The sequence below is a fragment of the Paraburkholderia translucens genome, assembly GCF_020881035.1.
Taxonomy (GTDB): Bacteria; Pseudomonadota; Gammaproteobacteria; order Burkholderiales; family Burkholderiaceae; genus Paraburkholderia; species Paraburkholderia translucens.
The window spans coordinates 137,480-150,238 of the sequence record NZ_JAJITC010000012.1 but is presented as its reverse complement, the minus strand read 5'-3'; the positions used below and the strand labels follow the sequence as shown (position 1 = coordinate 150,238).

10 protein-coding genes are annotated in these 12,759 nt (G+C 64.5%); 3 read left to right on the top strand and 7 right to left on the bottom strand.

Translation table 11 applies throughout. The annotated features are described in order from the left end of the window. Window positions 1-60: 60 nt before the first annotated feature. On the top strand, window positions 61-222 hold the full coding sequence (locus tag LJ655_RS21710; protein WP_230563273.1) for a DUF1328 domain-containing protein: 162 nt from the start codon (window positions 61-63) through the stop codon (window positions 220-222). 60 nt (window positions 223-282) lie between these two features. Here the strand turns inward: LJ655_RS21710 and LJ655_RS21705 are convergent, their stop codons facing one another. The 6 genes from LJ655_RS21705 to coxB form a co-directional block, all read right to left on the bottom strand. Then, a complete protein-coding gene (locus LJ655_RS21705; protein ID WP_268991635.1) occupies window positions 283-1,815 on the bottom strand; it encodes a CYTH and CHAD domain-containing protein in 1,533 nt (510 codons plus the stop codon). A gap of 489 nt (window positions 1,816-2,304) precedes the next feature. Beyond that, complete coding sequence (locus tag LJ655_RS21700; RefSeq protein ID WP_230563271.1) at window positions 2,305-3,666, bottom strand: c-type cytochrome; 1,362 nt, start codon at window positions 3,664-3,666, stop codon at window positions 2,305-2,307. Continuing rightward, window positions 3,663-4,658, bottom strand: coding sequence for a cytochrome c oxidase assembly protein (locus LJ655_RS21695; protein WP_230563270.1), 996 nt, complete (start codon window positions 4,656-4,658; stop codon window positions 3,663-3,665). The genes LJ655_RS21700 and LJ655_RS21695 overlap by 4 nt, the downstream gene beginning before the upstream one ends. Continuing rightward, window positions 4,634-4,963, bottom strand: coding sequence for a hypothetical protein (locus LJ655_RS21690; protein WP_230563269.1), 330 nt, complete (start codon window positions 4,961-4,963; stop codon window positions 4,634-4,636). Before LJ655_RS21690 ends, LJ655_RS21695 begins: the two co-directional genes overlap by 25 nt. A 16-nt stretch (window positions 4,964-4,979) precedes the next feature. Beyond that, window positions 4,980-7,802: a cytochrome c oxidase subunit I gene (gene ctaD, locus LJ655_RS21685; RefSeq protein WP_230563268.1), complete on the bottom strand. Its 2,823-nt coding sequence runs from the start codon at window positions 7,800-7,802 to the stop codon at window positions 4,980-4,982. Continuing rightward, complete coding sequence (coxB, locus tag LJ655_RS21680; RefSeq protein WP_230563267.1) at window positions 7,799-8,956, bottom strand: cytochrome c oxidase subunit II; 1,158 nt, start codon at window positions 8,954-8,956, stop codon at window positions 7,799-7,801. Before coxB ends, ctaD begins: the two co-directional genes overlap by 4 nt. A 158-nt stretch (window positions 8,957-9,114) precedes the next feature. Here coxB and LJ655_RS30135 point away from each other — a divergent pair, with 158 nt between their 5' ends. Together LJ655_RS30135 and LJ655_RS21675 are read left to right on the top strand one after the other, a co-directional pair. After that, complete coding sequence (locus LJ655_RS30135; protein ID WP_268991629.1) at window positions 9,115-9,249, top strand: hypothetical protein; 135 nt, start codon at window positions 9,115-9,117, stop codon at window positions 9,247-9,249. A 27-nt stretch (window positions 9,250-9,276) separates the two neighbouring features. After that, the gene (locus LJ655_RS21675; RefSeq protein ID WP_230563266.1) at window positions 9,277-10,161 is read left to right on the top strand and encodes a manganese catalase family protein; all 885 of its coding nucleotides are present in this window, start codon (window positions 9,277-9,279) and stop codon (window positions 10,159-10,161) included. 150 nt (window positions 10,162-10,311) lie between these two features. Here the strand turns inward: LJ655_RS21675 and LJ655_RS21670 are convergent, their stop codons facing one another. Further along, window positions 10,312-12,603, bottom strand: coding sequence for an FdhF/YdeP family oxidoreductase (locus tag LJ655_RS21670; protein ID WP_230563265.1), 2,292 nt, complete (start codon window positions 12,601-12,603; stop codon window positions 10,312-10,314). Window positions 12,604-12,759 lie beyond the last annotated feature (156 nt).

The following is a 12,759-nucleotide window of genomic DNA, read 5'->3' as shown; positions in this document are numbered from 1 at the left end:
GTTGCTCAGTGAAATGCATCTGCGCTGCCCGGCGCGGAATCATTCAAAGGCGGAGGTCACATGCTTTACTATGCCCTGGTATTTTTTATCATCGCGATCATTGCCGCTGTGTTCGGATTCGGTGGTATCGCTGCGGGAGCGGCAAGCATCGCAAAGATCCTTTTCCTTGTCTTCCTGATTATTTTTATCGTAACGCTGGTCATGGGCGTCGCACGGCGCTAAGTGGAGGGCCAGGATCGCGGCGATGCCAGGCATCGAGCCCGCGTCGCCGCGAATGAATCGCTATTGCGGTGGAGAAAGAGACCTGAATCGCTTCCAGAGTTTTTTCATTGCGTCATGGTCGGCCGCGACGCGCGACGCCCAGTACCCCCGCGCGAAAGCGGCACCCGCCGCGGTATCGGGATGCGTGCGTGGCAGCGAACCTAACAGCCGGTCGGCGACCACGACATCGTTACGCCAGCCGAGATCGTCCTGAAGCTCGCTGAGTGCTTGCACGTAATGCCTGACCGCGGAGTTTGGGAACAGCGAGGCGAAAAACTCCGATGCGTAGCGCAGCTTCTTGGCAGCAATGCGCGCGCGATGGCGACGGCGATCATCGAGATCAGCCAGGCGTTTACCGCGTTTGAGCAACTTGCTGTGCCTGCGGCGCTCGATCTCGGAGGCGAACGGCTTCATCCGCTTTTGCACGGTCTCGCGCTCCTTCGAGGACAAGCCGTCGCGCCAGCCCTTGCCGTCGAGCCATTCCGTTAGCTGAAGCATGAGGCGCGTATAGCGAACGGAATCGACGGCGGCGGCGGCTTGCGAACGCTTTTCCGTGGTGATCCGAGCGCACGCGCCTTCCACAGTGCCTCGTTCTTCCTCGTGGTCCGTTTCAGCGAATGCCGGCTCGAGAGTCAATCTGGTCAGCACTTCCCAGTCTCGCGAATCTCCGAGTTCGGATGCGATCCAGCGCAATTCGTCCTGAAGCCCCGGATAGGCGGGAATGACCTTCTCGAACAGGTCGAGCGCTGAACGCAGGCGCCTGAGTCCCACACGCATCTGATGCACGCTCGATGGATCGTGTCCGGACACCACGCCGCGTTCGTTCGCGTGAACCTGATCGAGACAATTGCGCGCAATCTGGCAGAACGCATCTTCGACGCTATCGCGTTTTCGAAGCGCGACAGGCCGTGCCTTGACGGCCGTCTCGTGCTTTTGCACGAGCAATTCGTAGCCGCGATCGGCCTTGCTCATGTAGTCGAAACGAAGCGGCACTGTGTCCAACAAGTTCAAAGCGATTTCATGGAGACGTCCGGGCTTGCCCTGCTTCAACTCGATTTCAACGCCAGCGATGGACGTTGAGCCCGTTTCGGCTTCGATGTCGCCTTCGTCGATTGCAAACTCGATTTCTTCTCCGGATTGCAAGTTCAACGGCACAATGGTGCGGCGAATCCGGGTGACGAAGATGGCTCCGAGGTGGGTGACATTGGCCTCGTCTCGAATCAGCTTTCCCAGATCGCTGTTGGACGGTATCGCGTCATAGAACAGCGTCAGATCCGGCGCATCGCGTTCGACGGTGGTTTCCAGTTCGTCGCGCTCGAAGAGGCCCGCTTTCGCCGATCCATCGAGCTTGATGGTCTGGACCGTCCTGTCCCCTTGACTGCGCACGCGAAGCGACGCGCCGCATTGGCGAAACGACAGGTCAGGCGTGTCGTAGTAGGTGCTGGTCAGCAATGTTTCCGGCAAGTCGTCGTCCTTGCAATCCGCCAGCACCTGTGCCTCGAGGATTCTGCCGACGTGCTCAAGGCCGACCTGCAGTTTCAGTTCCCTCTCCATACGCCCTCCCTTTCTGAGCGGCCGTTGCCGATCCGCTGTCTCTTCGACGGCGTCGACAGTACCGAATCGACGTACGTGTGCGCCCGGTTTTCGCCATACTTGAACGCGGCGTCCTCGGTGAGAAAATCGAACTGTTCCGGAAAGCTGACAAGTTGGCGAGCCGGTTTGGCGGGCATCGTCACTGTCCACGACACCCGGTAACGACGATATTTCCCGCCCAGCCAGTGCGACCGGGACATCGAGACGTGCACTTCGATATCACAGCCGCGATAAGGCGCATAACATCGGATCGACATGATCTTCCTCCCGCATGACAAGGCGCGTCAGAGTGCCTGCGAAGCATGCTCAGCAAGGCATATTCCCAATCCGGGGCAGTGAGCGCCGAGGCGTGCCCAGCCGGTTCGTGTACGACGCGAGAAACAACTGGTGGGCGCCGCCGTCGCTGATCCATGACCGGGTGACTGAAACGCCGTTTGACCTCGTGAAGGCTTACTTGTGCAGTTCCTTGCGCAGCGTCGCAACGTCGTTGGCCGTGACGGGCTGCGCGTTGTTGCCCCAGGCGCTGCGAATATAGGTCAGCACCTGCGCTATCTCGACGTCGGCCAACGTCGCCGCGAATCCGGGCATCTGCTGACGCTGCGGCTGCGCGAGCGTCGATGGACTATTTCCGCCTTCCACCAGCAGACGAATCAGCGACGTCGTGTCCTCCGCGATCACCGAAGGATTCGCCGCCAGCGCCGGAAACACATTCGGCACGCCCCGTCCATCGTCGCGGTGACAACGCGTGCAGAACGACCGATATACGTTGAAGCCCAGGTTCAGCGAATCCGGCACACGGCTGCCATTGGCGCGCGAGCGCGCGGGGTCGCTGCCGGGCGTGTAGGTGCCTGACGGCTGCTGCGCAGGCAGCGACTTCAGGTAGTGCGCGATGGCATCGGCGTCCTGTTGGGTCAGATACTGCGAGCTGTCCTCGACCTGTTCGACCATGCTGCCGTAGGCGATCACGCCCCCGCCGTGCCCGGTCTCAAGAAATGCGGCGAGGTCCGCAGCGGTCAGCCGGCCAAGCCCGGAGCCGCGGTCGCCGGTGAGGTTCGGCGCGAACCAGTGGTCGTTGACGCCGCCGACCAGATACTTGCTCGACGACTCGTCGGTGCCACTTTCCTGATAGAACATCCCGCGTGGCGTATGGCAGGCGCCGCAGTGTCCGGGGCCCTGCACCAGATAGGCGCCCCGATTCCAGTTTGGGTCGCGCCGCGGATCGGGCACGAACGGTTGCGACGGCACGAACGCCATCTGCCAGAAGCGAAGCGCCCAGCGCTGGTTGAACGGAAAAGCGACGTCGGCGGCCGCGGTCGGTTTGGCGACCGGAGCGACGCCGTTCAGCATGAAGACGTAAAGCGCATGCAGGTCCGATTCGCTGAGCTTCGAAAACGACACGTACGGCATCGCGGGATAGAGCCGCTTGCCACCGCGCGCCACCCCCTCGCGCAGCGCGCGCTCGAAGTCGCCATACGTGTACCGTCCGATGCCGTACTGCGGGTCCGGCGTAATGTTGCTCGAGACGATCGTGCCGAACGGCGAGGCCATTCCGAGGCCGCCTGCATACGGCGCGCCGCCCTGCGGTGCGGTGTGGCAGCCGGCGCAGTCGGCCGCTTTGGCGAGGTAGGCGCCGCGCGCGAATTCGGTCCGCTCGACGGCGCCCAGTGACAGTGACTGCTGGCCCTGCGCGGGCTGGCCGGGCGTTGCGGCCGCGGCCGGTCCGCGCATCGGTCCGCCGACGATCATCGCGGCGCACGTCACCAACACCGCGCAGCGTGCCGCGCCTCGCGTGCCGGAGCGGGTTCGCCTCATCGCGCGCCCTCCTGCTGTAACCGTGCCGCGTCGTGCGTGAGCGGCGGCTGACGGTCCGCGCGGCTCAACCAGCGTGCCGCGACCAGCAGCCCGCCGGCCAGATACGCGAGCGCGCCCGGCACCCACATGATCAGGCCGCCGAGTTGCTGATCCCGCAGCGGATCGATGCCCAACACGCTGCCCGGTTCCATATACGACGGATACCAGAGCCCCGGTGCCAGCGTGATGAGCGCACCGAGCGCGCTGGTATGGATCATCGTCGTGAATAGCGACAGCATCGCGTGACCGCCGTTGCCACGGCGGGCGCCGTCGCCCGTCACGGTCCACCAGAAGATCAGCGCGCTCAGCAGGAAACTCGCGTGCTGCAGAGTATGCAGGCCCGGATGAGCGAGCGCGGCCTCGAATAGCGGCGGCGCATGCCATGCCCACAATGCGGCCGCGTGCAGCAACCATGCGACGAGCGGCGCGGTCAGCCAGCGCCACGCACGCGAGAAAGCGCGCGCCCGCACTACCCTGCCGACCCACCGCCGCGCCCGCCGCGGCAGCGCCCAGATCCATATGGCCAGCGGCCGCCCGGCCACACACAGCGGCGCGGCGATCAACATCATCGATTCGTGCTGCACCATATGCGCGGAAAACAGCGCGCCCGACAACGTATCGAGCGGCGACAGCAACGCGATCACGAGCGTGCCGCTGCCCGACATGAAGGCGAGCAGTTGCAGGCGACGCGCGCTGCCCGCGCGTGCGCGCGAGCGGGCGCGGCGGCGCAGGCGCAGATAGCCGGTCAGATACGCGCCGATGCTGATCGCAAGCAACGCGACCACCCAAGGCTCGAAGCTCCAGCCGAGCGACGGCGCCGAGCGATCGGCATCGGACAGCACATGGGCGCCGGCCAGCGGGCTAGCAAGCGAGCCGAGCAGTGCGCTGGCGAAGGCCACGCAGCGCGCGGCCGGACGGAGGCGCCGGATCAGCGGCACGCGGGCAGCAGCCATTGCGGAAACCACATCGCCAGTTGAATCAGCGCCGACAGCGCGCCGACGATCATCGCCATCAGGGCGAAAAAACCGGTACGTGCGATACGCCGCGTGTAGGCCGGCGCGCCGATCGAACATTCGGCGCGCCAGCGCCCATACGCTAGCCACGCAGCGAACGCGCAGAACAGGAAGGCCGCGGCGCTGACCGCGTGCATCGGCCACTCGGCGCCGCTCGCACAGGCGAGCCGGATCAGCGCATAGTCGATGCTCTGGGTGGCAAGCACCGCTGCCGGTGCCGCGAGCAAACCTAACCAGATATCCATTGGCGCCCTTCACGAATCACAGTTGCATGCGCGGTGCGAAATACAGCACCGCATAGATCGGCAGCCAGCTCAATACGACGAAGTACCAGTAAATTGCGTTCTCGCTGGTATCCAGCAGCCGCTTGCCTTCATATGGACCGGTCTTGAGCAGCAGTGCGAGCACCGCCGTGTCGACGGTATCCGTCACGAGGTGGGTGGTGTGAAGGCCCAGCAGCAGCCAGACGATCGAGCCGTACGCGTTCGCGTACCACATCACGTTGAGCGCTGAGAACTCGAAGCCGCGCACCACCAGGAAGGCGAACGCAAACGCCAGACAGACGGCTAGCCACAAACACGCGCCGCCGCGCTCGCCGCGCTCGGCCGCGCGCTTCGCGAGCTGGTTCGGCCACAGGCTCAACAGCAGAATCCCCGTGTTCAGCGTGCCCCACAGCAGTGGCGGCGGTGGCGCCTGCATCGGCCACGCCGCGTTGACGCCGCGCAGATAGAAGTACATCGCGACCGCGATAGCGAACACCGTGCCTTCGATCGCCATGAGCCCGGCCGTCGCCCACCACATCAGGCTGCGATGGCTGAAGTCGAAGCTCGGCAGTGCCCGCACGTCGAGCGTCGAAGCGCCGCCGTCGGGGCTGTCCGACTGTTGCGGCGTCCCGGTACTGGTGTGCGGCACGTCGGCAGGAGCTGGCGCAGTGGCGCGCGCTGCGGGGCTAGCGGATCTGCCTGCTGCTTCGCGCGATGTCCTGTTTGGCGCCTCGACTGGCGGATCGCCCGCCGCTTCCATGCCCGCCTTGCGCGTTGCGTTGCTCGTCGCTTCGTCTGCCGACTCGTAAGCAGCCCGGCGAACTGCTTGCGCGCTCGCATTGCGCTCTGCGCGTCCGCGCGGCCGCGCCGACGGCCACTGCTCCAGCGCCCGCGCCACGGCATTGCTCGCACGCGTCGGCCAGAACCACGCGATCATCGCCGCCGCCGCTGGCACGGTGCCCCACCACACCGCGGTAGGCGTATAGATCGAGCCGATAAAAAAGACCGTCGTCGCAATCGCGCTCAGAAATGGCCAGATCGACGGCTGCGGAAACAGTGGCCGCGTTTCGGCGATTGCGTCGAGCGCGCTCGTCGTCAGGACTTCCCGCGCGCCGGCCGATAAGCCCGACACCGAGGCCGGCTGTTGCCGCGGCTCCCACAGCGGATGCCGGCCGTGCACAATCGGCAACGCATCGAAGTTGTGCGGCGGCGGCGGACTCGGCACGCTCCATTCGAGCGTGCCGGCGCCCCACGGGTCGGGGGATGCGAGTGCTCCGTGCCGGCGGCTGCGCGCCACGTTGAGCACGAACAGCAGTACGCTCACCGCCATCAGATACGCGCCGAGCGTCGCGGTCAGGTTCAGCGGTCCCCAGCCGGATTCTTCCGGATAGGTCCAGATGCGCCGCGTCATTCCGTGCAGGCCTAGCCAATGCATCGGAAAAAACGTCACGTTGAAGCCGATAAAAAACAGCCAGAACTGCCAGCGCCCGAGCCGTTCGCCGAGGAGGCGACCGGTCACTTTCGGAAACCAGTAGTAGAACGCGCCGAACAACGGAAACACCGCACCGCCGATCAGCACGTAGTGCAGATGTGCGACCACGAAGTAAGTGTCGTGAACCTGCAGATCGAGTGACACCGAGCCGAGCATGATGCCGGTCATGCCACCGAGCACGAGGATGAAAAAGAACGCGAGCACGAACAGCAGCGGCACACGCAGCTTCAGCCTTCCGGTCAGCAACGTCGCAAGCCAGCAGAAAATCTGGAGGCCCGACGGCACCGCGATCAGCACGCTCGCCGCGGTGAAGAAACTTTTTCCAAGCTCCGGTACGGTGGTCGCGAACATGTGATGCACCCACAGCCCGAACGCAAGAAACGCGGTCGCGATCAGCGCGAGCACCATCGCCGGATACCCCACCACCGGACGGCGCGCGAAAGCCTCGATGATCGACGACATGAAGCCGAGCGCCGGAATGAAGATCAGGTATACCTCCGGGTGCCCGAAGAACCAGAACAGGTGTTGCCACAACAGCACGTCGCCGCCGAGCGACGGGTTGTAAAACTGCGTGCCGACCAGCCGGTCGAGAATCAGCGCGGTGCTCGCCAGCATGATTGCCGGCATGGCGAACAGGACCATGAATTGCGTGACGAGCGTCGCCCATGCGAACAGCGGCAGCCGGTTCAGCGACATGCCCGGCGCGCGCATCTTCAGGATCGTCGCTATCAGCACGATTGCTTCGAGCAGCGCGGACAGCTCGGTGAATGTGATCATCTGCGCCCAGATATCCGAACCCTTGCCCGTCGCATAGTCGGGACCGGCGAGCGGTACGTAGCTGAACCAGCCGGAACGCGGCCCGGCGCCCAGCGCGAACGCGATGTAGAGCGTCAGACCGCCGAACAGGAACATCCAGTATGCGTACGCGTTCATGCGCGGAAACGCGACGCTGCGCGCGCCGATCATGAGCGGAATCAGATAGCCCGCGACGGCCTGCATCACCGGCACGGCGAACAGGAACATCATCGTCGTGCCGTGCATCGTGAACAGCTGGTCGTACACGTCAGGGCCGACCAGACGGTTATCCGGCCGTGCAAGCTGGGTGCGCATCGCGAGCGCGAGCACTCCCGCAAGCAGGAACAGCACGAAGGTCGTGACGATGAAGCGCCGCGCGATCGTCTTGTGGTTGATCGCCGAGAACCAGCCGATCAGGCCCGGTGGATCGCTCCACGTCTCGGCGAGCAGCGAGCGCGTTTCGGCGCTCGCGTCGGGGCCGTCCTTGATACTGAGGTCCACCTGCAAGGATGGCGGATGTTCGAGCGTGCTCATCGCAGGGTCCCCAGCCAGGCGACCAGCGCTTGCCGGTCGGAGGCGGTTAGCGGCACTTTCGGCATCGTCGTGCCGGGCTTGGCCGCCTCAGGATCGCGGATCCAGGCCGTGAGGTTCTGTTGCGTGTTCGGCAGCACGCCCGCGCCGATCGTGTGCCGGCTCATCAGATGCGTAAGGTCGGGACCGAGCGTGCCCTGCGCGGAAGTGCCGCGCACCGTATGACAACTCGCGCAGCTCGACTGCTCGAAGATCTGCAGGCCGCGCTGCGCGAGCGTATCGATTCGGGCAGCAGGCCCGGCACCGGCGGATGCAGCGGGCGCGGCGCCCATGGCACTCGACACGGCCAGCGCCGCTTGCTGCGCGCGCCACTGCGCGTAACGCTCGGGCGGGTCGGCGGTCACGAACATCGCCATCCATGCATGTTCGGCGCCGCAATACTCGGCGCACTGACCGCGATATAGGCCCGGCTTGTCGGCACGAAATTCGATCGTCGAATCGAGGCCTGGCAGCATGTCCTTCTTGCCATGCAGGTTCGGCATCCAGAAGCTATGGATCACGTCGCCCGCCTTGAGCTCGATAATCACCGGCCGCCCAACCGGCACGTGGAATTCGTTCGCAGTCGAAAAACCCGGCTGCTGTCCGTCCGCCGGATAGTCGACCTTCCACCACCACTGCTCACCGGTTACCTGAAGATGCAGCGCATCTTCGACCGGCATGCGTGACAACGCGCGATCGGTGACCACGTCCGCGACGATCAGCCCGAGCAGCAACGCGACGGACACGATGCTCGCGATCGCTACCGCACGCTGCGGCCCGCGTTCGGGCGCCGGGACCAGTGGCTGCGTGGAGGACGGATCGGCTTGCGGGCTCCGGTCGGTCCGGCGCAGCAGCGCGACCAGCGTCGCGAACAGCACTGCGGCGAACACCGCGCCACACACGATCAGCGAGATATGCCATAGCCGGAGTATGTGCGCGGCCTGCACGCCGGCCGGATGCAGCGCATCCTGCGGCGGTCGTTGCGCGAGGGAGTTCTCGACAGAACCGGCAATCAGAAGTGGCAGAAACAGCAACGGACGGCGCGCGCTGGATCGCCAGGCGCTGATCGTCGCGCTTCGACCTGCGCTGGCGACAGCCCGTTCGACGGTTGGCAACATAGGCGTTGACGCTCCAGCGAGCTTCCCATGATGTTTGGACGATGGCACCTGGCTGCATCGCAAGAAACGATGAGGTGGCGGAAACAGTTTTCGACCCGATGATGAAGGCCGATCGCCGAGCACCGCAGCAAACCACGTTCCCGGTGCAGCGCGGCTGAATGGATGACCGGAGCGTTGCGAACAACGACGGCGAAGCAGCGCAACGCTGGCCGGGCACGGCTCATGCGCGTTTGCAGTCGCGCCGCTCGCAACGAGCGGCGCTGCGCATGCGCGGCACGGCGATGACGCCCTGAAGCGCTCAACTTCAATGGAGGACAACTATGTTCATGCACAACAAGCGGCTGCAATATACGGTGCGCGTCAGCACGACCCACCCCGGTCTGGCGAACCTGTTGCTCGAACAGTTCGGTGGACCGCAAGGCGAACTGGCAGCCGCGATGCGCTACTTCACGCAGGCCGTCGCGGAAGAAGATCCGGGCCGCAAAGACATGCTGTTCGATATCGCGACCGAGGAACTGAGCCATCTCGAGATAATCGGCTCGATCGTCGCGATGCTCAACCGCGGCGCCAAGGGCGAACTGGCCGAAGCGGTCGAGCAGCAGGCCGAGTTGTACCGCAAGCTGAACGGCGCCGGCAACGACAGCCACGTGACCCAGGTGCTGTACGGTGGCGGCCCGTCGCTGACCAACTCGGCGGGCGTGCCGTGGACGGCCGCGTACATCGACACGATCGGCGAGCCGACTGCGGATCTACGCTCGAATATCGCGGCCGAAGCACGCGCGAAAATCATCTATGAAAGACTGATCAACGTCTCCGACGACCCAGGCGTGCGCGAGGCACTCGGCTTTCTGATGACGCGCGAGGTCTCGCATCAGAAGTCGTTCGAGAAGGCGCTGTACGCGATCTCGCCGAACTTCCCTCCGGGCAAGCTGCCGCCGCGCGAAGAGTTCGCGAGCGTCTACTACAGGATGTCGGGCGATGGCGCGGTGGTCAGGGCACCGTGGAACAGCGGCGCCGGATTGTCGCCTCAGCCAGGCGAACCCGCGGTGGACGGCGGCGACGGCAGCGCGTCGGTTGGACTCGAAGCCCAACAGGAAACAGCGTTGACTGCGATGGCCAGGCGCCTGCGTTCGGACCCGTCGAGCGATCCGACCACGGGCGCGGAACTGGGCGGCGCAGTTCCGCGCAACAACGACTTGGAGTGATCACGCCGGGGGGACAATCTGGAGCCGAATGAGCGGGCTGCCGCCAGCACCGCATTGGGGTCCGGGGCGACGAGCATAGCTTGCGCAAAGCGCAAGCTCGTCGCGCCCGCGGCCGCAAAGGCCCTGACCGTCACCTGCCCCGAAGACCGGTCAGCGGACACTCGCCGCGACGCGCACAGGGATCGACTTCGCACCCGGCACCTTGCTTTCTTTCGCGCAGTGCCACAGCGGCAAGAGCGGATTGCACTCCGGGAAATAACCGCCGATGCACCCTTGCGGCACGTTGAACGGCATCACGGCGAAGCCATCGACGCGACGCTCGACGCCATCGTCTGCAATTGTCTCGAGGCCGATGCGGTCGCCCTCGGAAAGTCCGCGCTCTTCCATGTCGGCGGGGTTCATCAGAATCACCATGCGCGAACCTTTGACGCCGCGCAACCGGTCATCGTCGTTGTAGATCGTCGTGTTGAACTGGCTGTCGCTGCGCAGCGTCATCAGACGAAGCGACCCAGGCTCGCGCTCGGGCATGTCCGGATCTTCGCCGATCGAGTCGGGGACCATGAATTCGGCCTTGCCGCTTTTCGTTTTCCACTTGCGCTCGCGCGCGGGCACCGGCCGCTTGACCCCGCCGGGTGTCCACATGCGCGCATCGAAGTTATCGAACATCTCGGGCCAGGTCTTGCCCATCTCCACACGCACGCGCGAATAGTCGTCGCGCCATGCATCCCAATCGACGGTCGAACGCTCGCCGAGCGTCGCCTTGGCAATGCCCGCGACAATGAAAGGCTCCGAGCGGATCGTTGGCGCGGCCGGTTCGACCACGCCATGCGAGCCGTGAAAGCACGCTGTGCTGTCTTCCATCGACACCGCCTGCTCGCCGCTCTCCTGCCGGTCGATCTCGATGCGGCTCAGGCACGGCAGAACATACGAGCGCTTGCCATGCACCAGATGGCTGCGATTGAGTTTCGTCGCGACGTTCACGGTCAGTTCGAGCGTGGCCCACGCGGGTTCGGTGCGCACGCGATCGGGGATCGAGCGAACCAGGTTGCCGCCGAGGTTGAACATCGCCTTCACCTTGCCATCGAGCAGCGCCTCGAACGCCTCGACGATATTCATGCCCTTTTCGCGCGGCGGCTCGAACGAGAACTGTTTGGCCAATTGATCCAGCGGTGCGAGTTCCGGCTTCTCGGTAATCCCGACCGTGCGCTGCCCCTGCACGTTCGAATGTCCGCGCACCGGCGACGGCCCCGCTCCGGGTTTGCCGACGTTACCCCGCAGCATCAGCAGGTTGCACAGCATGCGCACGTTCTGCACGCCCATGCGGTGCTGTGTAAGCCCCATCCCATAGTGAGCGATGACTGCGTTCGCGTTCATGTATTCTTGCGCCGCCGCCTCTAGCGCATCGCGCGGCAGACCGCTGACGCGCTCGATGTCGTCCCAGCTTGCCTCGCGCACGAACTGGGCGAACGCGTCGAAGCCGCTCGTATGATCACGGATGAAGTCGACGTCAATGACCCGAGGCGTGCCGCTCGTCACCGCGCGATCATCCGCCTCGATCACGAGCTTGCAGATGCCGAGTAGCGCGGCCGTATCGCCCCCCGTCTTCACCTGATGGTATTGCGTGCTGATTTGGGTTTCGGCGGGCGTCAGCATCTGGACCGGCGATTGGGGATTGGCGAAATCGAGCAGGCCGGGCTCGCGCAACGGATTGAACGTGATAATCGGCACGCCGCGTTTGCGCGCGTCCTGCAACTGATGCAACATCCGCGGACTGTTCGTGCCGACGTTCTGACCGAAGAAGAACATCAGATCGGTCTTCTCGAAGTCTTCCAGCGTGATCGTGCCGACGCCGACGCCGATCGCCTCCTTCAGTCCGACCGCCGTGCTCTCATGGCACATGTTCGAACTGTCCGGCAGATTGTTGTTGCCATACATTCGCGCGAAAAGCTGCAACATGTACGAGGTTTCGAGCGACGCGCGGCCCGAGCTGTAGAACACGACGCTCGCCGGATCGAGCGCGCGTAGCTCGGCGCCTATTGCGTCGAACGCTTCCTGCCAGGAGACGGGTACGTAGCGGTCGGTCTGCGCGTCGTAGCGCAATGGTTCGGTGAGGCGCCCCGCTTCCTCGAGATCGTGATCGTGCCACTTCAGTAGCTCGCTCACCTTGTGGACCTGAAAAAAGTCGGACGTCACGCGTTTGGCGGTGATGTCCCAAGCGGTGGCTTTCGCGCCGCTTTCACAAAACTCGAAGACATGTGGATCGGCAGGCTTCGCCCACGAGCAGCTGACGCACATGAAACCGTCGGGCTTGTTCTGATGCATCAGGACGCGGCTGTCGGTCAGCGGCGTCTTTTCCTGCAGCAGAATTTTCGCCACCGCCTTCATCGATCCCCATCCGCCCGACGCAAAGGGGTATGCGTCGCTCTTGTTCTGCTTGCTCATGGATTCACCCGTTTGCTGAAATGTCACGGCATGAGATATCAGCACGTGGCGTTCCTGCTGGGCGAATGTGCTTATGGGCGCGGCTAGCGTTTGCCGGCGCGGACCTTGCCGCAACACCCGGACAGCGGGCGCTGCGGGCTCAGAGCCTGAACCGAT

What these genes read in the sequence shown, in the direction of transcription:
- LJ655_RS21675 (WP_230563266.1), top strand. Translation starts at nt 9,277, where the DNA reads ATGTTCATGCACAACAAGCGGCTGCAATATACGGTGCGCGTCAGCACG.
- coxB (WP_230563267.1), bottom strand. Translation starts at nt 8,956, where the DNA reads ATGTTGCCAACCGTCGAACGGGCTGTCGCCAGCGCAGGTCGAAGCGCG.
- LJ655_RS21690 (WP_230563269.1), bottom strand. Translation starts at nt 4,963, where the DNA reads ATGGATATCTGGTTAGGTTTGCTCGCGGCACCGGCAGCGGTGCTTGCC.
- LJ655_RS30135 (WP_268991629.1), top strand. Translation starts at nt 9,115, where the DNA reads ATGGATGACCGGAGCGTTGCGAACAACGACGGCGAAGCAGCGCAACGC.
- LJ655_RS21700 (WP_230563271.1), bottom strand. Translation starts at nt 3,666, where the DNA reads ATGAGGCGAACCCGCTCCGGCACGCGAGGCGCGGCACGCTGCGCGGTG.
- LJ655_RS21695 (WP_230563270.1), bottom strand. Translation starts at nt 4,658, where the DNA reads ATGGCTGCTGCCCGCGTGCCGCTGATCCGGCGCCTCCGTCCGGCCGCG.
- LJ655_RS21670 (WP_230563265.1), bottom strand. Translation starts at nt 12,603, where the DNA reads ATGAGCAAGCAGAACAAGAGCGACGCATACCCCTTTGCGTCGGGCGGA.
- LJ655_RS21710 (WP_230563273.1), top strand. Translation starts at nt 61, where the DNA reads ATGCTTTACTATGCCCTGGTATTTTTTATCATCGCGATCATTGCCGCT.
- LJ655_RS21705 (WP_268991635.1), bottom strand. Translation starts at nt 1,815, where the DNA reads ATGGAGAGGGAACTGAAACTGCAGGTCGGCCTTGAGCACGTCGGCAGA.
- ctaD (WP_230563268.1), bottom strand. Translation starts at nt 7,802, where the DNA reads ATGAGCACGCTCGAACATCCGCCATCCTTGCAGGTGGACCTCAGTATC.